Origin of the sequence: Porphyrobacter sp. CACIAM 03H1, assembly GCF_002215495.1 — a bacterium.
GTDB lineage: Bacteria > Pseudomonadota > Alphaproteobacteria > Sphingomonadales > Sphingomonadaceae > Erythrobacter.
Genome location: NZ_CP021378.1, coordinates 2,884,436 through 2,903,545 on the forward strand (window position 1 = coordinate 2,884,436; position 19,110 = coordinate 2,903,545).

The following is a 19,110-nucleotide window of genomic DNA, read 5'->3' on the forward strand; positions in this document are numbered from 1 at the left end:
CGGCAGCTAATCCTCTGGCGGCAGCGATCAATTGCAATGGCTGCACCTGATATACGGTCGGACGCGGAAAGGGTTGCAAGGGCCGTTCGCGTCACGTCCAGAGCGCAAGGGCGCTCCGCCAGAGCATGTAGAAGGCCACGGCAAAGATCAGCAGCGCGAACACGGTTTTGAGCTGTCCGCCGTCCGAAAGCCGCTGCGACAGGCGCGTGCCCGCCAGCCCGCCCGCGACCCCGCCGGCGATGAACACGCCTGCCAGCACCCAGTCGACGAGGCCCGAGACCGCGTAATTGCCCGCCGTCGCGAGCCCGAAGGCCGTCACCGCCACGAGGCTGGTGCCGACCGCGTTCAGCATCAGCATATCGGTCGAGGCGATCAGCCCCGGGACAATCAAGAAGCCGCCGCCAATCCCGAAAAAGCCGCTGAAGGCGCCCGTCCCGAGCCCGAAGGCGATAAGGCGCGGCGCGTTCTCGCGGTTCAGCCTGACGCCGGGCGTGCCGCTCGCCTTGCGGCTGCGCAGCATGAGCGCACCCACCGCCAGCATCAGCAGCGCGAAGAGGAACAGCAGCTTCTGCCCGTCGACGCTCTTGCCCAGAGTCGATCCGCCGAGGGCACCGAGCACGCCGAAACCGGCATAGACCAGGCCGCAACGCCAGCGCACGTTGCCTGCGCGGGCGTGCTGGGCAAGGCCGGTCGCGGCATTGGCGGCGACCGCGAGCGCGCTGGTGCCGATCGCGACATGGGGGTTCTGGACGCCGACGAGATAGACCATCAGCGGCACCGCGAGGATCGATCCGCCGCCGCCGACCAGACCGAGCGCGAAGCCGACCAGCACCCCCGACAGGGTGCCGAGCGCCAGATGCAGGGTGTCGATCACCCCGCCCGCCCCTCGATCAGGCGCACGAGGCCCATCCCTGCCACCATCGCCGCAAGGAAGATCGCCGCCTCGCCCGGCGCGATCGCCAGCGCGGCGAAGCCCGGCCCGGGGCACAGGCCGGCGATGCCCCAGCCCACCCCGAACAGCGCCGATCCGCCGACGAGGCGCGGGGTGAGGTCGTTGCGGTCGGGCAGCGCGAAGCCTTCGGCGAAGAAGGGGCGCAGCATCCGGCGGTGGAGCATCCAGGCCAGCGCCATCACCAGCACCGCCCCACCCATGACGAAGGCGAGCGTCGGGTCCCATGCCCCGAACAGGTCGAGGAAGCCGCGCACCCGCGCCGGATCGGTCATGCCGCCGACGGTCAGCCCCGCGCCGAAGATCGTCCCCGCCGCCAGCGGGACCAGGCCTGCGCGGATCACGGCAGCACCTCCAGCCCGAGCGCGTTCATCGCCGCGACCGTGGCGAAGCCGGTGATCATGAAGGTGGCCGTGGCGACCAGCGAGCGCTGCGACAGGCGACTCATGCCGCACACCCCGTGCCCGCTGGTGCAGCCGGAACCGAGCCGCGTGCCGATGCCGACGATAAGCCCCGCGATCGCCAGCGTCACCGGCGAGGCGAAGGCGGGCGCAGGTGCGGCAGTCAGCGCAGTGACGATGAGCGCACCGAGCGGCAGGCCGAGCAGGAAGGCCCAGGCCCCTGCGCGCGGCAGCGAACTCTCGGCGATGCCGAAGGCGCGCGCGGCAATGCCCGAGACGCCGGCAATCCGCCCCGCCCCCAGCAGCATCAGCGCAGCGGCAAGGCCGATCAGCACCCCGCCGATCAGCCCCGGCAGGGGTGCGGCATCGGGAAAACCGGGCAGCGTCATACCGCGTTGACCGGGAGCTTGAGGTAGACCACCCCGTTGTCCTCGGCCGGCGGCAGGTGCCCGGCGCGCATATTGACCTGCACGCTCGGCAGGATCAGGCGCGGCATGTCGAGCGTGGCATCGCGCGCCTCGCGCATCATCACGAATTCGTCCTCGGTGATCCCGTCATGCGCGTGGATATTGCCCGCGCGCTCGGCCGCGACGGTGGTTTCCCACACATAGGTCGTGCGGCCCTTGGGCAGGTAGTCGTGGCACATGAACAGGCGCGTCGCGGGCGGGAGCGCGAGGATGCGGCGCAGCGAGCGGAACAGGGTCCGCGCATCGCCGCCGGGGAAGTCGGCGCGCGCGGTGCCGTAGTCGGGCATGAACATGGTGTCGCCCACGAAGACCGCCTCGCCAACGACATAGGCGACGCAGGCCGGAGTGTGGCCGGGGACGTGCATGACGGTGACGGGGATGTTGCCGATGGTGAAGGTGTCGCCGTCCCCGAACAGGGCATCGAACTGCGATCCGTCGCGCTCGAACTCGGTGCCGGCGTTGAACAGCTTGCCGAACACCTGCTGGACCGCGGTAATGTCGGCCCCGATGGCGATCTTCCCGCCGAGCCGCTCTTGCAGATAGGGCGCAGCCGAGATGTGGTCGGCATGGGCGTGGGTCTCGAGCAGCCATATCACTTTCAGATTATGCGAAGTGACATAGTCAATCACCTTGTCTGCCGAGAGCGTCGCGGTGCGGCCCGAGCTCGGATCGAAGTCCAGAACCGAGTCCACGATCGCCGCCTCGCGCGTCGCCGGATCGTGGACGACGTAAGTGACGGTGAAGGTAGCCGGATCGAAGAAGCCTGCGATTTCAGGGCGGAGCGCGGCGTCTTCGGCAGCATGCAGGGCCTGCGCGGCGGCGGCTTGCAGCACGGCATCGTCAGTGGGCATGTCATCCCTCCAATTCATTTTCATAAATCGTGTATATGTATTGCAATATAACTGTCAAGTGGTATGCAGGGCGGATGAACGCCAAGGACACCGCCCTGCCCCCCTGCGCCGGCCTCAGGATCGGCGACATGGCCCCCGACTTCGAGGCGCGCAGCACGCTCGGCCCGGTCAAGCTTTCCGCCCATCGCGGCCGCTGGCTGGTGCTGTTCTCGCACCCGGCGGACTTCACGCCCGTGTGCACCACCGAATTCGTCGCCCTCGCCCGCGAGGCCGCCGCCTTCGAGGCGCGCGGCTGCGGGCTGATGGCGCTTTCGGTCGACAGCCTGTTCGCCCATTTCGCGTGGCTGCGGATGATCCGCGACCGCTTCGGGGTCGAGGTGCGCTTTCCCATCATCGAGGATCCGACGCTGGTGATCGGCCGCGCCTTCGGGATGGTCTCGGCGCAGGACAGCGATAGCGCCGCGGTGCGCACCACTTTCTTTATCGACCCGCGCGGCGTGATCCGGGCGATGACCTGCTACCCGGCCAATCTCGGCCGCTCGGTCCCGGAGATGCTGCGCATTCTCGACGGGTTGCAGGCGATCGACGCAAGGGGCGCGCTGGCGCCGGCCAACTGGCAGCCGGGCGAACCGCTGCTGCAATCGCCCTCCCACGATCTCGATGCGGTGTTCGACGCGGAGGAAGCCACCGCGTGGTTCCTGCGCGATGCCGAGGAGCCGCGCTGATGGCCGAGGACGCACTGATCGAGGCCCTGAAGGCGCTCGCCCACCCGCTGCGCTGGCGCATCCTGTCCGCGCTGGCCGCGGGCGAACGCAATGTCGGGGACATCGAGCAGACGACCGGGATCGGCCAGCCGGGCCTCTCCCAGCAATTGGGCGTGCTGCGCAAGGCGGGGCTGGTCGCCACGCGCAAGGAAGCCAAGCTGGTGTTCTACGCTCTCGCGACCGAGGAGCTGGCGGGCGTCACCGCGGCAATAGCGCAGCTCGTCCCCGGAGCGGTTCCCCCGGCGGGCGAGCCCCTCGCCCAGCGCACGCCTGCGCCGGGGGTCGCGAACTTCGCCCGCCTCGCGTGAGGCTCTCGCCCGTCACATCGTCCAGCGGAAGCCGAGGAAGAACGAGCGCCCGATCGGGCTCACCGGATAGGCGCGCTCGGTGACGAAGGGCTTCACGTCGCTGAGGTTGTTGACGCCGCCGAACAGCTCGAGGTTGTAATCGGTGAAGGTGTAGCTCGCCGCCAGGTCGTGGGTCCAGGTCTCGTCCACCATCCCGGCCGGGCCGAACTGGGCGTCGATCGTCTCGATCTCGACCCCGCGCAGTGCCATCTTGCCGAAATAGCTGAGCGTGTAGCTGAGATTGAACTCGCCGATACCGTAGGTGGCCGTGGCACGGCCCGACCACTCGGGGCGGCCGATCTCGGTCAGCTCGGGATCGATCCGGGTGAGATCGGTCGGGTCGAAGAAGAAGTTGAGCTTGTCGACCCACGATCCCGAGGCGTTGAGGCCGAGGCGGTGCTCGCCGATGGTCGTGTTGTAGGCGATCGAGGCATCGACCCCGGCGGTCTCGATCCCGACGAAGTTGATGGTCTGCAAGGTCAGCGAGTTGAACCCGAGGAACTGCGCCGAGGTGCGGTCACGGTTGCGGGTGAAGGAGTTGCAGAAGTCGTTGGGGAAGGTGGTGCTGTCGTAGCAGTTGTTGACCACGTCCTGCGCCGCCACGGTGCTGATCGCATCGTCGATCTTGATGTGGTAGTAGTCCGCCGTGATCGCGAGGCCGGAGATGAAGCGCGGCTGCAGCACCACGCCCGCGGTGTAGGTGTCGGCGGTTTCCTCGCGCAGGTTCGGGTTGCCCGAGATGGTCCCCGCAAAGCGCGCGCTCAGCGGATCGGAGAAGCCTTCGGGAATGCCGTCTGCGCGGCAGTTGTTGATGCGGTTCTGGATGTTGGCGAAGCCCTCGTTGCGCAGCCGGTCGATCTCGGTCTGGTCGCAGGGGTCGAAGGGCCGGAAGAAGGCCGCCTGCGGGGGCGCGAACAGCTCGGAGATGTTCGGCGCCCGTACCGCGCGCGAATAGGTTCCGCGGAAGCGGACGTCCTCGATCGGCGACCAGAAGCCGTTGATCGCATAGGTGAAGACGTTGCCGACCGTGCTGTAGTGCGAATAGCGTCCGGCGAGTTCCAGCCGCAGTTCCTCGAAGGCGGGCACGCCCTCGAGCAGCGTCGTGCCGATTTCGCCGAAGATCTCGATCACGTCGTAGCCGCCGCCCGAATTCTGCGCGAGCTCGTCGGACGGCGTCGCCAGCGAGGTCTGCGAGAAGCCGAGATCGCCCACGAAATCGCCCGCCTTGCCGTCGACCGTGGTGACCGGCAGGATGCCGCGCACCAGCGGGTCGAACACCGAACGGCTCTTCTCCTCGCGGTATTCGGCACCCAGCGCGAACTGGATCGTGTCATAGGGCAGCCCGAGAATGCCGGTCTCGCCCGAGACGAGGCCGTGCAGCTCGAACAGCTCGGTGCGGAAGGTGTTGATCGTGGTGGTGGTGATGAAGTCCACCGCCTCGGGGCTGATCGAGGGGATGCCGCCGAGAATGTTGGCGGGCTTGCACTGCCCCTGCCCCGGCACGAAGGTGAGATAGCCGAACTCGCCGGTGGGGATGCCGAACACGGTCGAGGGCGAGCGGGTGGCAGGGTTGATCTCGCTGCGGCAGACCGGGTTGCCGTTCGGCCCGCGCACAACGTCGATGGCGGCGAAGAAGCGGTCGAGCAGCACGTTGTTGCGGTTGATCGCCTTCAGGTCGTAGCGGCCCCAGTTGGCCGAAAGCTCGAAGGTGATGTCGTCGGTGACATCGCCCTGGATCCCGCCGACGAAGCGCCAGGTCTCGGCGATGTTGGTGTCGATGTTGGGGCCGAGGTCGGTCGGGTCACGGGTGACGAACAGCCCGCCGGCATTGGTCGCGATGGGCTGGAGCACGGCCGGAATGAAGGGGTTGTCGGGCGCGATCGTCAGCAGGTCGTAGAACGAGTTCTGGTTGGTGCCGAAGGTGGTTTCCTGCCGGAAATACTTGCCCTCGAAGAAGACGTTGAGGCCATCGGAGATGTCGTAATCGGTCAGCACGTTGATCCCGAAGCGGTCGGTCTGCGGGATCAGGAAGCCGTTGTTGTCGAAGATGTTGCCTTCGCCCCCGAAGGCGTTGAAGTTGCCGGCGATCTGGCCGTCGTCCTCCAGCACCTTCACGCCGTTCGCGGTGACGATGTAGCACCCGCCGAGCGCGCCGAAGCCGGCATAGTCGAACAGGCCGTTGAAGCCGGTGAAGCTTTCGGTGCAGTCGCTGCGGCCATCGCGGTCGATGTCGGAGAAGGGATCGGCGAAGTCGGCGGGGATCACGACGCCGCCAGCGGAGGTGATCTGGAAGCCGTATTTCGGCCCGATCGCCCGGGTCGGCGCGGCGACCGCACGGTCGATAAGCGCCTGTTCGGCCGCAGTCGGCGTGACGCCGGCCCGGAAGATCTGGTTGTAGCGCGCGGTGCCGGGAGTGGGGATGACGAAGCCGTAGGGGTAGCGGCCGCGTGCGAGGCTGAAGAAGTTGCTGAAGTTGGGCGTGTTCGCGCCCAGCTCGCCCCGCTGGAAGCGCAGGGCGGGGTTGGGGCCGTTGGTCGAGATGTTGCCGTCGCGGAAACCCGCGCGGTCGCCGAAGCGCAGGCCATCGTCGCGGTTGTATTCGCCGACGATGGTGAAGTTGCCGCGCCCGTCGTCGAAATTCTTGCCGAGCTTGACGAAGCCGTCGAAGTTGAGCCCGTCCCCGTTGTCCGACAGGCCGCCGGTCATGCCGAACTCGATGCCTTCGAATTCGCGGTCGAGCACAAAGTTGACGACCCCGGTGACGGCGTCCGCGCCATAGACCGCCGAGGCCCCGCCGGTCAGCACTTCGACATTCTTGATCAGCGCGGTCGGGATCGAGTTGATGTCGACCACCGAGGTCTCGGCGACGCCCGCGACGTGGCGGCGGCCGTTGACCAGCACCAGCGTGCGCTGCGCCCCGAGGCCGCGGAGGTTGAGCGTGGCCGCGCCCACCGCGCCGCCCGAGCCGAGCTCGCCCGGCGCGATCGACTGGGCCGAGGAGACCGAGGCGGAGAGCGCCGGCAGGGTTCGCAGGGCATCGACCACGTCCTGTTCGCCGCGCAGCTCCTGCGCGTCGAGTGAAACCACGGGAGAGGGGGAATCGAGATTGGAATCCCGCTTGAGCCGTGATCCGGTGACCACGATCGCCTCGCCGGGCGCGGCGCTTTCGGCGGCGAGCATGGCATCTTCCAGCGTCACCGCCGCCTCGCTGGCGGCTGCGGCCTCCGCCGCCTCGGCCGAGACGACCGACGGATGCAGGAGAGCGAGGCCGGAAAGAAGGGTGGTGGAGAGAAGAGCCGGACGGACGGAAACCTTGCGCAACACGATCATTATCTTGCCCCCGAAAAGCTGGGTTAGTCGTTCCTCCCCTGACTTTCGGCGGGCTGGCGTCATTATCCGCACCAGACTCCCCGGATAGGTGCGCAGCATCCCCTTCTGCCGCACTGTGGAAACAGTGATGCAGGTGGCGCACAGCCTCCGCTATGCGCCATTTGACTTATGTTGCATTTATGTGATGAAGTGACGTTATTCTGGCAGCAAACGACTGTTAGAGAACGCTATTCACGTTTCTATGTTACAGTATTCAAATGGCCCCCGCCCAATCGCCGCTTCTTCGCAGACGCATAGGCCTGCCGCCGGCCTGCGCGTCTCAGCCCGCCCCAGCCGTGGCTTCGGCCGCTGGCGGCTGCGCAAGCGCGCGGCGGAAGCGGCGGCGAACCAGCCACGGCTCGAGCCAGCGCCCGACCAGATAGATCAGCGCGAAAAGCCCCGCCATGAAATAGCCCTCGTCGGGCGAATGGCGGCCTTCGTCCTTCTTCTCGTCCTTCTTCTTGTTCGGATCCTCGGGCGCGGGGGCGCCGAGGAACTCATCGACGGGATTGAGCTTCTTCACGGGCTTGGGCTTCTCGTCCTTCTTCTCGGCCTTTTCGGCAGCTTCGGGTGAAGCCGCCTCCCATGCGTTGATCGTCACGGCGAGCTGCGCGAAGCCGAGGAACAGCAGGGGCGCGAGGAAGGCGAACAGCAGCGCGTGGCTGAACAGGTCGAAGCGCAGCACCGCGCCCGCGCCTGCCCGCTCGATCCACAGCCGCCCGCGGGTGAAGGTGGCGAGCTTGTCCTGCGCGGCGGGGTTGTGCTTGCGGTAGACCAGCGCATCGCCCTCGGTCGACATGGTCGTGCCCGGAGTTTGCAGCAGCGGCCCGAGCCGGTCGAAGGCGTCCGCGGCGGACAGCGCAGGGTCGATCGGCACCGCGCCGCGCACGCGCCAGATGTGGTCGATCAGCGGCAGGCTGAGTCCCGGCATGGCGATGCGTCCGGCAGACAGGCTTTCCGCCGCCCCGCTCACTCCGCCGGTTCCAGCTGGGCCGAAACTGCAGTCCTGCTGACGAAGCGTCGGGCCAGAGCGGCCTTCGTCGAGCGCCAGCCCTCACGGAAGGGGAAGATCATCGTCTCGGCAATATCCATGCGGCGCCCTCCCTCCATGCCCAGCACCTCGGCCTCGCCATCGACGCAGGTCCCGAAGATGCGGTCCCAGATGATCCAGGTGCCGGAGTAGTTGCTGCGGGTCGCCTCGTAGTCCTGCGAGTGATGGACGCTGTGGTGCTCGACCGTGTTGAAGATGAAGCGCCACCAGCGCGGCGTGTTGAAGCGCACGTTGATGTGCTGGTAGACTGATACCGTCATCCCGATCGCGCCCGCCAGCAAGAAGGCGCGCGGCAGGAAGTCGAACAGCCCGCCGATCCCCAGCCCGATCAGGAACAGCTCGACCGGATTGCCGACCGCGCCCTTGTTGATGTTGAGCTGGGTGATGTAGTGGTGCGGCGCGTGGGTCAGCCACAGCGGGTACCAGTTGTGCATCCCGCGATGCATCCAGTACTGGCCGAAATCGAAGATCATCGAGATGATCACCGCCTGCACCAGCAGCGGCAGGCCGGTGAACCAGGCGAACTTGTCCCAATCGAAAGCGCCCTGCACCGCCTCGATGATCACGCCGTCGCCGATGTAGCTGTCGACCATGCGCAGGAAGGTCATGCCGAGCGCGACGTAGAAGGCGTCGGTGGCGAATTCCTTCCACGTCAGCTGCCAGCTCTCGTAGCGCGGGTTGACCCATTCGAGTACCAGCAGCAGGATCGTCCAGCCGAGGCGGATCGCGATCGCGGTCGAGGCGACGGCGAGCCAGTTGGGGGCGTAGTACCAGAACAGGATCGCCAGCAGCAGCATCGCAGGCTGGAAATAGGTGAAGACGAACTGCTTGATCGGCCCGCCCTCGACCTTGCCGATATTCTCCCAGCCGACGATCACGGGCGCATCCGCCCCGATGATACGCTTGCCCACCTGTACTCCGGCCATGGCCCACTCCAGTCGAGAGATTGTCGGAATTCCGCGCCGATCAGCCATGACGCCCTCACCCGAGCGAGGAAGTGGCCAAATGACGTAGTACTGCGCGACCTGGTAGCAAGTGCCTGAATTTATAGCGTACTGAACAAATCAATCGGTCATGAGTCTGACAGCGATCGCCGTCGCCGCAGCACGGGTTTCCACCCCGAGTTTGCGAAACACCTGTTCGAGGTGCTTGTTCACCGTGCGCGGGCTTATACCCAATATTTCGGAGATCGTCTTGTTGGTTTTGCCATAGCTCACCCAGAGTAGCACCTCGGCCTCGCGCCGGGTCAGCCCGCCCTGCTTCTGGAGCACGGCGATCTTGCCGTCCTCGCGCTCCTCGCTCACGCGCACGAGGGTTTCGCCGGGACGGTCGGATTCGAGCGCGGCGAGTTCGATCTTGAAGCCGCCCACCTCGATCCTGCCGCCGGCATGGGGATGGGACTGATCGGCGAGCAGCTGGCGCAGCGGGGCGGCCAGCGGGCCGGGGGGCGTGCCCCGGTCGGCTGTCCAATCGGGATCGAGCCGATTGAACAGCGTCTCGACCTGCGGCGTGCACCAGATCACCGCGCCCTCATCGTCCAGCGCCACGAGGCTCCGCCCCGCAAGGCCCAGCGCGAGCCGCGAGCGATAGGCGCCCCGGGCATTGGCGAGGTGCACCCGGATGCGCGCCAGCAGCTCCTCGATGACGACGGGCTTGCGCACGTAATCGACCCCGCCCGTGCCGAGCGCGGCGACGACGTGTTCGGGATCGTTCAGCCCGGTCATGAAGATCACCGGAATATGCGCGGTCGCCGGGTCGCGCTTGATCGCCCGCGTGGTCTCGATCCCGCTGATGCCGGGCATGATCGCATCCATCAGGATGAGATCGGGCTGCACCTCGGCGAGCAGGTCCAGCGTCGCCTCGCCGCTGCGCGCGATCAGCACGGTCATCTCCTCGGCGCCGAGGGTGTCGACGAGGAAGCGGAGCGATTCCGGATTGTCGTCGACGACGAGGATCGTGTCCCTACGCTGCATCGGACACTCCCGCCTGCGCGAGGCGCGCCAGCTCCTTGAGGTCGAATCTGTCGAGTGCGGCGCGCATCCGCTCGGCCAGCGGTCCGGCCTCGGGCGCGAGCGCGGCGAGCGCGTCGATCTCGCTCTCGATCGCCCGGACATGGCCGATGCGGACCAGCCGCTCGATCTCGGCGCAGTGCGCCGCCGCCTGGGGCGCGACGGTCACCGGTAGGCGCATGGCCGCCTCGGCCGGAGCGGTGCCGCGCGGCAAGCCGGCGGCGCGCACCCATTCGACCCCGAGCTGGCCCGCGATCACATCGAGCAGCACGGTGAAGTCGAAGGGCTTCATCACGAAGGTGTCGTTGGCGGGCCCGTCGGCAGGCGGATTGCCCGAGTCCGGCGCCTCGCCCGACAGCATCACGATCCGCAGCGACGCCCCGTGACGGCGGCGCAGCTGGCGGGCGATGTCCCACCCGTTCTCGCCTGCCAGCATCACGTCGCACAGCACCAGATCGGGCTGAACCTGCGCCGCGAGGGCTAGCGCGCTGTCCCCGTCGCTCGCGGTGCGGACCTGGAAGCCCAGCGGCTCGAGCAGCGAGCGCACCATGGCCAGATGTGCCGGATCGTCGTCGATGAGCAGCACCCAGCGCTCGCGCCCGAGGTAGCCCGTCACCGCTCCCGCCTCGGGCGCCGGCTCGCTCGGGGGGCTGAGCGGCTGGGAGAGCATCAGCCGGACGGTGAAGCGCGAGCCCTCCCCCGGCCTGCTTTCGACACGGATGTCGCCGCCCATGATGTGCACCAGCGCCTGCGTGATCGCGAGGCCGAGCCCCACGCCGGGCCGCTCCGCCGCCGGACCGCCGACCCGCTCGAACGGCGCGAAGATGCGCTGCGCATCCTCGGGCGCGATGCCGATGCCGGTGTCGATGACGGTGAAGGTCGCCAGCTCGTTGCGGTATTCGACCTTGAGCGTCACCGTGCCGTGATCGGTGAACTTGATGGCGTTGGTCGCGAGGTTGATCAGCACCTGCCGCAGCCGCTTGGGATCGGCGTGGACGAACTCGGGCAGGCGTTCGGGCCGCTCCAGCACCAGCGCCAGCCCCTTGGCCTGCGCCTGGAGGTCGAGCATGGCGATCAGCTGGTCGAGGAACTCGGGGAAACGGATCGCCTCGCGCGAGAGCTTCATCGCCCCGCCCTCGACCTGCGATATGTCGAGCAGCCCCTCGACAAGGTGGGCGAGATGCTCGGCGCTGCGCCGGATCACGCGGGCGGCGGCGAGCGTGTCCTTCGCATCCCCGCGCTCGAGCAGCTGGGCATAGCCGTAGATCGCGTTGAGCGGCGAGCGGATCTCGTGAGCGACACTGGCGAGGAAGCGGGTCTTGGCCTCGTTGGCGGCCTCGGCGGCATCCCTCGCCGCGCGCAGCCGGGCGATCTCGTCGCCGTCAGACGCGGCGCTCTCCCCGCCCTCGCGCCGCAGCCATGTCGTCAGCCGCCCCGCCATCGGCTCACCGCGAGGCGATATAGGCGCGCCAGCCGCCCAGATGCGTGATGTCCTCGGCCCCCGTCAGGGCGCGCGGTTCGGCGACGAAGCCCTTGACGCTCGACCCGTCGGCAAGCTCCACCGTGCCGATGGCGAGCGGCGGGGGCACCTCGGCGACGAAGCTGCCGAACTCGGCGAGGCCCAGCTCGTAGACCTCGACCGCGATCGCCGCGCCCTCCGCGCTGTGGACCAGCGCGGGCTTGGGCGGCACCGTATCCGCCATCGCGTAGAGCCGGTAGGTGGGCGCGGTGGTGAAGGCCCCGACGAACTTCGCCGCGCGGCTAGTGAGCTGCCAGTGCAGCGGCATGCCTTCGAGATGGGCGCCGACGACGGCGAGTTTGACGGTGTCCATGCGGTCTCCGAGGTCGAGAGGAGGAAGGGGCGGCAAGGCGGCTAAGGTCAGATAGGCACCCGCGAGCGCGATCAGGGCTTTGTCCGTATGGGCCGGGCCGATGAGGGTGATGCCGAAGCCGGTGCTGTTGGACTTCGCCCCCGCCGGGACGGCGATGGCGGCCATGTCCAACAGGTTCACGAAATTGGTGTAGAACCCGAGGTTGCTGTTGAGCGCCACCGGCGCCTCCAGCAGTTCGGCCACGCGGTAGGTCGTGCCGGTCGTCGGGAAGGCGAGCGCATCGACCTCGCCCCACATCGCCTCGGCCTGGCGCTGCAATTCGGCGAGGCGGTAGATGCCGTTCCACAGCTCCGTCGCCGACATCGCCGCGCCGGGGGCCACCACCTCGCGCACCACCGGGTCGATCGCGAGCGGATCGCTCTCCAGCAACGGCGCGATGGCGGCAGTGCGCTCGGCCACCCAGGGGCCGCCGTAGAGCAGCCGGGCGGCCTCGAGCAGCGGGTCGATGTCGATCTCGACGATGGCACATTCCCGCGCCAGCGCCGCGAGCGCGCGCCCGTAGAGATGCTCCGCCTCCACGTCGCCGAAGAACTGGCGCTGCGCCTTGCGCGGCACCCCGATGCGCCGCCCCGCGAGCGGCACGTCCCGAAGGGGCCGCGACCACGCATCCCCGTCATCGAACCCGGCGATCACGCTGTCCACCAGCGCCGCATCGGCCAGCGCGTCGGTGAACACGGTGATGCAATCGAGCGTCCGGCAGGCCGGCACCAGCCCGCACGTGCTCCACCGCCCCTTGCTGGGCTTGAACCCGACGAGATGGTTGAACGCCGCCGGCACGCGGCCCGACCCCGCCGTGTCGGTGCCGAGCGCGAAGGCGACCAGCCCGGCAGCAACCGCCACCGCGCTGCCCGAGGACGACCCCCCGCTCACATAGTCGCGGTTATAGGCATTGCGCGGAATGCCGTAGGGCGTGCGCGTGCCGACGAGGCCGGTGGCGAACTGGTCGAGATTGGTCTTGCCCACGCAGATCGCGCCCGCCACCTTCAGCTTCCCGATCACCGTCGCGGACTGCTGCGGGGCATAGGCGAAGGCCGGGCAGGCAGCGGTGGTCTCCAGCCCGGCGACGTCGATATTGTCCTTCGCGGCGAAGGGCACGCCCGCGAGCGGCAGGCGCTCGCCGGCGGCCACGCGCGCATCGACGGCGGCGGCGGCGGCGCGCAGGGCCTCGGGCGCGGCGCGGCTGATCCAGACCTGCGGCTGATGCGCATCATAGGCGGCAAGGCGCGCGAGCGATTCCTCCAGCACCGCGAGCGCGGTGGTGGTTCCGGCGTTCACCGCGGCGGCGATGGCAGCGGCGGAGAGGCGGGTGAAGTCGGTCATGCCAGCCTACCCCTCAGTCCCGTTCGCCTCGAGCGAAGTCGAGAGGCCTCGCAAAAGTGTCTCGGACGCGCTCGACACGAACGGAGGTTGTCGCGCCGGCCCATCACGCTCCCCTCCGCAGCGCCAGCATCGGCGCGCCGGGGGCGAGCGACTGGCTTTCGGTGATATAGACCGCGGCCACCGTGCCGCTCGCCGGAGCCTCGAAGGGGCACTCCATCTTCATCGCCTCGATCACCGCGATCACCTCGCCCTCGGCCACGGTGTCGCCGGGACGGACGAGCAGCTTCCAGACGCTTCCGCCGAAAGGCGCCTCGATCAGGTCGGCGCCCTCGGGCACGGCGATCGCCGCCGCCTCGCCCGCATCGCTCTCCGCCCCGAGCAGCGCGCTCACCCGGTCGAACTCGCCCGAAGCCTCCCACGCGGCGCGCTCGGCATCGAAGGCGGCCTGACGGGTCGCCTCGAAGGCGGCGATGCCGGCGGCGTTGTCGGCAAGGAATTTGCGGTAATCGGCGAGGCGGAAGGTCGTCTCCTCGATCCGCAGCGCACGCCGCCCTTGCGGGAAATCGCGCCGCCACTCGGCAAGCTCCTCCGCGCTCACGGGGAAGAAGCGGATCTGGTCGAAGAAGCGGAGCAGCCACGGCTTGCCGCCGGTGAAGTCCTGCGTTTGCCCCTCCCCCGAATGGCGATATGTGTTCCACACCTGCACGGTGCGCCCGAACAGCTGGTAGCCGCCCGGCCCCTCCATCCCGTAGATGCACATGTAGGCCCCGCCGATCCCGACCACGTTGGGCGGGGTCCAGGTGCGCGCGGGGTTGTATTTGGTGGTCACGAGCCGGTGGCGCGGATCGACCGGCGTGGCGACCGGCGCGCCGAGGTAGACATCGCCGAGGCCGAGCACGAGGTAGCTGGCATCGAAGATCAGCGCCTCGACCGCCGCGGCGTCGGGCAGTCCGTTGATGCGGCGGATGAACTCGATGTTGTCGGGGCACCACGGCGCATCGTCGCGCACCGTGCCGACATATTTGGCGATGGTCTCGGTGATCGCAGGGTCGCGCCAGCTGAGCGGCAGGTGGACGATGCGCGAGGGGGCCTTGAAACCGGCGAGATCGCCCATCGCCGCCTCGGCGCGCTGCAGGGCGGCAAGCGCCCCCGCCTGACCCAGCGTGGTGCCGTCGAAATGCAGTTGCAGCGAGCGGATGCCGGGGGTGATGTCGATGACCCCGGGCAGGTCCATCGTCTCAAGGGCCTGCATCAGCGCGTGGATGCGGATGCGCAGCTCGATGTCGAGCACGATGTCGCCATACTCGACGAGGATGTTGCGGTCGCCCTGCTGGCGGTAGGTGGTGCGCGGGCGCGCGCCGTCGGCCGGGGTCTCGGCGAGGATCGGGGAGAGGTCGGCGATGGGCCGGGGCGCCGTGATGTCGTCGATGCTCACCGGCACGAAGCGCACCCGGTCGTCCGGGGCGAGTTGGCCGATCTTCCAGCGGTCGGCGGCGATCACCGTGAAGGGGCACACGAAGCCGCCCAGCGAAGGCCCGTCGGGGCCGAGGATGATCGGCATGTCGCCGGTGAAGTCGACCGCGCCGATGGCATAGGGATTGTCGTGGATGTTCGACGGGTGAAGCCCCGCCTCCCCGCCGTCGCGCCGCGCCCATTCGGGCTTCGGGCCGACCAGCCGCACCCCGGTGCGGTTCGAGTTGTAGTGGACCTGCCATTCGGCTTCGAGGAAGCGGGCAATGTCCCCCTCGGTGAAGAAATCGGGCGCGCCGTGCGGGCCGTAGAGCACGCGCAATTGCCATTCGCGCCCGAGTTCGGGGAGCAATCCTCCCCCTTGGGGGAGGGGGACCACCGCAGGTGGTGGAGGGGCAGGTGCCGTTGCTCCGAACTTCTCGCCGTCTCGAGCTGTCGCGCCCGCCCCTCCACCATGCTTCGCATGGTCCCCCTCCCCGTGCCGGGGAGGATCGAAGTGCAGCACATCCCCCGCCACCAGCGCGCGCGCGGCGTGGCCGCCGAACCGGCCGAGGGTGAAGGTGGCAGCCGAGCCGAGATAGGGGACAACATCGAGCCCGCCGGCGAACAGCACATAGCCGCGCATCCCCCCGCCGGAGGCGCGGCCCATCGCGAGGGTCTGGCCGGCGGCGATGCGCAGGGCTTCCCCGCGCGGGACGGGAGCGCCGTCCACCGTCGCGCCGAAATCCGCGCCGGTGAGGCAGATGGTGGCAGGGGCCTCGAACAGCAGCGTCGGGCCGCTGGCGGTGACCTCCAGCCCCGCCGTGCCCTCGGGGTTGCCGAGGATGCGGTTGCCGAGGCGGAAGGAGAGATCGTCCATCGGGCCGCTCGGCGGGACGCCGACGTTCCAGAGCCCGAGGCGCCCGGGCCAGTCCTGCACCGAGGTCGCCGTGCCGCCCGCGATCACCCGCACCGCGCGCGGGTGATAGGCGACGTTGTCGAGCATCCGGGTGGAGACCGCGCCGCTGGTGAAGCCCGGCGCACGCACGACCTCGCGCAGCCACCTGAGGTTGGTCTCGATCCCGTCGATGCGGCTGGCGTCCAGCGCCGCCTGCATCGCGGCGATCGCCCCGGCGCGGGTCGCTCCCCTGGTGATGAGCTTCGCCAGCATCGGATCGTAGAAGGCGCTGACCTCGGTGCCCGCCATCACCCACGTCTCGGCGCGGATGCCTTCGGGGAAGGCGACGTTGGTGAGCGTGCCGGTGGTGGGGCGATAGTCCTGCCCCGGGTCCTCGGCATAGAGCCGAACCTGCACCGAATGGCCGTGCGGCACGGGCGCGGGGGCATCGAGCATCGCGAAATCGCCCGCCGCGCCCCGGATCATCCACTGGACGAGGTCGATGCCCATCACCTCCTCGGTGACGCCATGCTCGACCTGGAGCCTGGTGTTCATCTCGAGGAAGAAGAAATCCTCGCGCTCGGCATCGTAGAGGAACTCGACCGTGCCCGCCGAGAGATAGCGCGCCGCCTCGCCAAGCCTGACGGCGGCGGCGATCAGCGCGGCGCGCTTGGCCTCGGGGAGATTGGGCGCGGGCGCCTCCTCGACGACCTTCTGGTTGCGGCGCTGGAGCGAGCAGTCGCGCTCGCCCAGCGCCATGACCCGGCCCCTGCCGTCGCCGAAGATCTGCACCTCGATGTGCCGCGCGCGGGGGATGTAGCGTTCGAGGAAGACGCCCGCATCGCCGAAGCTCGCCTCGCCCTGGCGGACCACGGTGGCGAAGCCCTCGCGCACGGCGGCTTCGCTCTCGCAGACGCGCATCCCGATGCCGCCGCCGCCGGCCGTGGCCTTGAGCATGACCGGATAGCCGATCCGAGCGGCGGCCTCGGCCGCCTCGTCCGCGCCGGTCAGCAGCCCGGTGCCGGGGGCGAGCGGCAGGCCGTTGGCCTCGGCCAGCGCCCGGGCGGAGTGCTTGAGGCCGAAGGTGCGGATGTTCTCGGGGGTCGGCCCGATGAAGACAACGCCCGCCGCCGCGCAGGCTTCCGCGAAGTCGGCATTCTCGGCAAGGAAGCCGTAGCCGGGGTGGATCGCCCCTGCTCCGGTCGTCTTCGCCGCCGCCAGAATGGCCGCGACATCGAGATAGGACTGCGCCGCAGGGCCCGGCCCGATGCACACCGCCACATCGGCCGCGCCGACGTGGAGCGATCCCGCATCGGCCTCGGAATAGACCGCCACCGTCCTCAGCCCCATCGCCTTCGCGGTGCGGATGATCCGCGTCGCGATCGCGCCCCGGTTGGCGATGAGGACGGTGTCGAAGCTCACGGCCGCGCCACGATCATCCGCACCGGGGTGGGGTTGAAGCCGTTGCAGGGGTTGTTGATCTGCGGGCAGTTTGAGACGACCACGATCACGTCCATCTCCGCGCGCAGGTCCACCGTCAGGCCGGGCGCCGAGATGCCGTCGACGATGCCGAGCGTGCCGTCCTCCTCGACCGGCACGTTCATGAAGAAGTTGATGTTCGACACGATATCGCGCTTGCCGCGCCCCTCGGTGAGGTTCGCCTCGAGGAAATTGTCGACGCAGGCGTGTTGATGCTTCGTGTGATGTCCGTAGCGCAAGGTATTGCTTTCGCACGAACAGGCGCCGCCGATGGTGTCGTGGTAGTCGACCGCGCTGGCGACGATGGTCATCAGCGGATTGCCCTCGTTCGAGAGCAGCACCGTGCCGGTCCGCAGGAACAGGTTGCCCTGCGCCGCCACCGTGTCCTGCGCCGAATAACGCTCGGCATCGTCGGCGGCGGAATAGATCAGGAAGTCGACCGCCTGGTTGCCCTCGACATCGACGATGCGCAGCACCTCGCCGGCCCGGACATGGTGCAGCCACGGCGCGCGCGCGGGCACGATCTCGTCGTGGATGATGCTGCCGGTGAGGCCGGAGAGGGCCGGATCGCTGTTCATGTTCTGGTTCCGGTGGAGAGGGTTAGCGGCGATAGTTGTCCTCGGTATTGAGGTAGGCGCGCAGCCCCTCGGGCGTGGCGTTGCGCACGGGATCGTCTTCGGAGGTCACCGGCCCGCGCCATGCGGTGAGGCGCAGCGGGCCCGAATGGTATGCGGGGCGCGGGTCGAGCACGTGGGGGCAGTTGGCGATCACCACCACCACCTCCATCTCGGCCCGCAGCAGCACCTCGCGCCCGGGCGCGAAGGGGCCGACGATCGGGGTGATACTGCCATCCGCCTCGATCCGGGTGCCCTTGAACAAGGTCACGCAGGGGTGGACATCGCGCCGGGTGAGCCCGTGCTTGGCAGCGCCGAGGATGAGCCGGTCACGCCCGTTGGGAAAGGCGCCCGAATTGCGGCCCTCCCCGTATTTCCGTGCGTTACCGGCCGCATTTGAGACACCACAGAAGGTGTCATGCGTTCCCGCTCCGTCCGCGAGGATGCTCATCAGCACCCGGCCCATGTCGCTGAGCAGCAGCTTGCCCGTGCCCAGATAGGCGTTCCACTGGACCTTGACCGTGTCCGCGACGTTGAGGCGCTCGGTCGGCATCTCGGCGTTGAAGATGTTGAGCGAAGCGCAGGCATCGCCCGCCTTGTCGATCAGCCGCAGCCGCGTGCCGCGTGCGAGCCGCCGCGAGGTGTATCCGCCGGGGGCTACCGTCTCTTCCCACACAAGGTCGCCGGGATCCACGCACTCGGGCAGGTCATCCGCCACGGGCGGGAGGATGGGCATGATCTCGACCCGCGTGCCGCCCTGCGCGCGCGCATGTTCGCGGGCGGATTTCGGATCGGCGGTCGCGCTCATTCGGCGGCCTCTTTGGCAGGCGGAACATCCTGCTCGTGGAGCGGCGGGAGCAGCGCGGTGGTGGTGACGAGCTGCAATTGCTGCACACCGCGGATCGCCCGCAGGGCATCGCACAGCTGCTTCAGCCGCACCGCCGGGCCCTGCACCAGCAGCACCTCGAGCGACTGGTCCTCCTCGAGGAAGACGTGCTGCGAGGAGATCACCTCCTTGAGATATTCGAGCTGCGTTTCGGCCAGCTGCTGGCGCACCCGCCCCGCCCCGCCCGCGTAAACGATGGTGACCGTGCCCGCGAGCATCTCGTCCGGGCGGGTCAGCGCCTCGTGCTCGGCCAGCGCATGGCGGATCAGTTCGGCGATCAGCTGCGAGCGCGAAGGCAGGCCGCGCTCCTCCACCATCATGTCGAGCTGGCGGAACAGCTCGGCCGGAAGGCTCATGGAAAGGC

Annotated in this window: 16 protein-coding genes; 2 read left to right on the forward strand and 14 right to left on the reverse strand. The window is 68.7% G+C overall.

Going from position 1 to position 19,110, the window contains the following annotated elements:
• Positions 1–91: 91 nt before the first annotated feature.
• From CBR61_RS13800 to CBR61_RS13815, 4 genes are read right to left on the reverse strand one after another with little or no spacing between them, the layout of a single operon-like run.
• The gene (locus CBR61_RS13800; protein WP_088915637.1) at positions 92–871 is read right to left on the reverse strand and encodes a sulfite exporter TauE/SafE family protein; all 780 of its coding nucleotides are present in this window, start codon (positions 869–871) and stop codon (positions 92–94) included.
• Complete coding sequence (locus CBR61_RS13805) at positions 871–1,293, reverse strand: DUF6691 family protein (RefSeq protein WP_088914886.1); 423 nt, start codon at positions 1,291–1,293, stop codon at positions 871–873. The genes CBR61_RS13800 and CBR61_RS13805 overlap by 1 nt, the downstream gene beginning before the upstream one ends.
• On the reverse strand, positions 1,290–1,739 hold the full coding sequence (locus CBR61_RS13810; protein ID WP_088914887.1) for a YeeE/YedE family protein: 450 nt from the start codon (positions 1,737–1,739) through the stop codon (positions 1,290–1,292). The genes CBR61_RS13805 and CBR61_RS13810 overlap by 4 nt, the downstream gene beginning before the upstream one ends.
• The gene (locus CBR61_RS13815) at positions 1,736–2,668 is read right to left on the reverse strand and encodes an MBL fold metallo-hydrolase (RefSeq protein ID WP_233996744.1); all 933 of its coding nucleotides are present in this window, start codon (positions 2,666–2,668) and stop codon (positions 1,736–1,738) included. The genes CBR61_RS13810 and CBR61_RS13815 overlap by 4 nt, the downstream gene beginning before the upstream one ends.
• Before the next feature lie 74 nt (positions 2,669–2,742).
• Between CBR61_RS13815 and CBR61_RS13820 the strand changes: the two genes are divergently transcribed.
• Both CBR61_RS13820 and CBR61_RS13825 read left to right on the forward strand, forming a co-directional pair.
• On the forward strand, positions 2,743–3,393 hold the full coding sequence (locus tag CBR61_RS13820; protein ID WP_088914889.1) for a peroxiredoxin: 651 nt from the start codon (positions 2,743–2,745) through the stop codon (positions 3,391–3,393).
• Entirely contained in the window at positions 3,393–3,740 is a 348-nt protein-coding gene (locus tag CBR61_RS13825; protein WP_088914890.1) for an ArsR/SmtB family transcription factor, read from the forward strand. The genes CBR61_RS13820 and CBR61_RS13825 overlap by 1 nt, the downstream gene beginning before the upstream one ends.
• Before the next feature lie 12 nt (positions 3,741–3,752).
• Here the strand turns inward: CBR61_RS13825 and CBR61_RS13830 are convergent, their stop codons facing one another.
• The 10 genes from CBR61_RS13830 to CBR61_RS13875 all read right to left on the reverse strand — a co-directional run bounded on the left by CBR61_RS13830 (position 3,753) and on the right by CBR61_RS13875 (position 19,102).
• Positions 3,753–7,109, reverse strand: a complete 3,357-nt coding sequence (locus CBR61_RS13830; protein ID WP_172835969.1) for a TonB-dependent receptor domain-containing protein — start codon at positions 7,107–7,109, stop codon at positions 3,753–3,755.
• Between the two features lie 319 nt (positions 7,110–7,428).
• Positions 7,429–8,121 carry a hypothetical protein gene (locus tag CBR61_RS13835; protein ID WP_199797435.1) on the reverse strand — a complete coding sequence of 231 codons (693 nt, stop codon included), beginning with the start codon at positions 8,119–8,121 and terminating at the stop codon, positions 7,429–7,431.
• On the reverse strand, positions 8,118–9,125 hold the full coding sequence (locus tag CBR61_RS13840) for a sterol desaturase family protein (RefSeq protein WP_088914892.1): 1,008 nt from the start codon (positions 9,123–9,125) through the stop codon (positions 8,118–8,120). Before CBR61_RS13840 ends, CBR61_RS13835 begins: the two co-directional genes overlap by 4 nt.
• A 138-nt stretch (positions 9,126–9,263) precedes the next feature.
• Positions 9,264–10,172 (reverse strand): DNA-binding response regulator, encoded by a 909-nt coding sequence (locus tag CBR61_RS13845; protein WP_088914893.1) that lies wholly within the window; start codon positions 10,170–10,172, stop codon positions 9,264–9,266.
• Entirely contained in the window at positions 10,162–11,649 is a 1,488-nt protein-coding gene (locus tag CBR61_RS13850; RefSeq protein WP_088914894.1) for an ATP-binding protein, read from the reverse strand. Before CBR61_RS13850 ends, CBR61_RS13845 begins: the two co-directional genes overlap by 11 nt.
• Before the next feature lie 4 nt (positions 11,650–11,653).
• Positions 11,654–13,420, reverse strand: a complete 1,767-nt coding sequence (gene atzF, locus CBR61_RS13855; protein WP_088914895.1) for an allophanate hydrolase — start codon at positions 13,418–13,420, stop codon at positions 11,654–11,656.
• Positions 13,421–13,523: 103 nt separating this feature from the next.
• Entirely contained in the window at positions 13,524–17,189 is a 3,666-nt protein-coding gene (gene uca, locus CBR61_RS13860; RefSeq protein ID WP_088914896.1) for an urea carboxylase, read from the reverse strand.
• Positions 17,186–17,824, reverse strand: coding sequence for an urea amidolyase associated protein UAAP2 (locus tag CBR61_RS13865; protein ID WP_088914897.1), 639 nt, complete (start codon positions 17,822–17,824; stop codon positions 17,186–17,188). The genes uca and CBR61_RS13865 overlap by 4 nt, the downstream gene beginning before the upstream one ends.
• A 22-nt stretch (positions 17,825–17,846) precedes the next feature.
• The gene (locus tag CBR61_RS13870) at positions 17,847–18,668 is read right to left on the reverse strand and encodes an urea amidolyase associated protein UAAP1 (protein WP_088914898.1); all 822 of its coding nucleotides are present in this window, start codon (positions 18,666–18,668) and stop codon (positions 17,847–17,849) included.
• Positions 18,665–19,102 (reverse strand): CopG family ribbon-helix-helix protein, encoded by a 438-nt coding sequence (locus CBR61_RS13875; RefSeq protein WP_172836019.1) that lies wholly within the window; start codon positions 19,100–19,102, stop codon positions 18,665–18,667. The genes CBR61_RS13870 and CBR61_RS13875 overlap by 4 nt, the downstream gene beginning before the upstream one ends.
• Positions 19,103–19,110: the final 8 nt, after the last annotated feature.

Excerpts from the sequence above, each read along its gene's own strand:
- CBR61_RS13845 (WP_088914893.1), bottom strand. The coding sequence starts at position 10,172 with ATGCAGCGTAGGGACACGATCCTCGTCGTCGACGACAATCCGGAATCG.
- CBR61_RS13870 (WP_088914898.1), bottom strand. The coding sequence starts at position 18,668 with ATGAGCGCGACCGCCGATCCGAAATCCGCCCGCGAACATGCGCGCGCG.
- atzF (WP_088914895.1), bottom strand. The coding sequence starts at position 13,420 with ATGACCGACTTCACCCGCCTCTCCGCCGCTGCCATCGCCGCCGCGGTG.
- CBR61_RS13830 (WP_172835969.1), bottom strand. The coding sequence starts at position 7,109 with ATGATCGTGTTGCGCAAGGTTTCCGTCCGTCCGGCTCTTCTCTCCACC.
- CBR61_RS13850 (WP_088914894.1), bottom strand. The coding sequence starts at position 11,649 with ATGGCGGGGCGGCTGACGACATGGCTGCGGCGCGAGGGCGGGGAGAGC.
- CBR61_RS13810 (WP_088914887.1), bottom strand. The coding sequence starts at position 1,739 with ATGACGCTGCCCGGTTTTCCCGATGCCGCACCCCTGCCGGGGCTGATC.
- CBR61_RS13820 (WP_088914889.1), top strand. The coding sequence starts at position 2,743 with ATGAACGCCAAGGACACCGCCCTGCCCCCCTGCGCCGGCCTCAGGATC.
- CBR61_RS13815 (WP_233996744.1), bottom strand. The coding sequence starts at position 2,668 with ATGCCCACTGACGATGCCGTGCTGCAAGCCGCCGCCGCGCAGGCCCTG.
- CBR61_RS13875 (WP_172836019.1), bottom strand. The coding sequence starts at position 19,102 with ATGAGCCTTCCGGCCGAGCTGTTCCGCCAGCTCGACATGATGGTGGAG.
- CBR61_RS13865 (WP_088914897.1), bottom strand. The coding sequence starts at position 17,824 with ATGAACAGCGATCCGGCCCTCTCCGGCCTCACCGGCAGCATCATCCAC.
- CBR61_RS13840 (WP_088914892.1), bottom strand. The coding sequence starts at position 9,125 with ATGGCCGGAGTACAGGTGGGCAAGCGTATCATCGGGGCGGATGCGCCC.
- CBR61_RS13825 (WP_088914890.1), top strand. The coding sequence starts at position 3,393 with ATGGCCGAGGACGCACTGATCGAGGCCCTGAAGGCGCTCGCCCACCCG.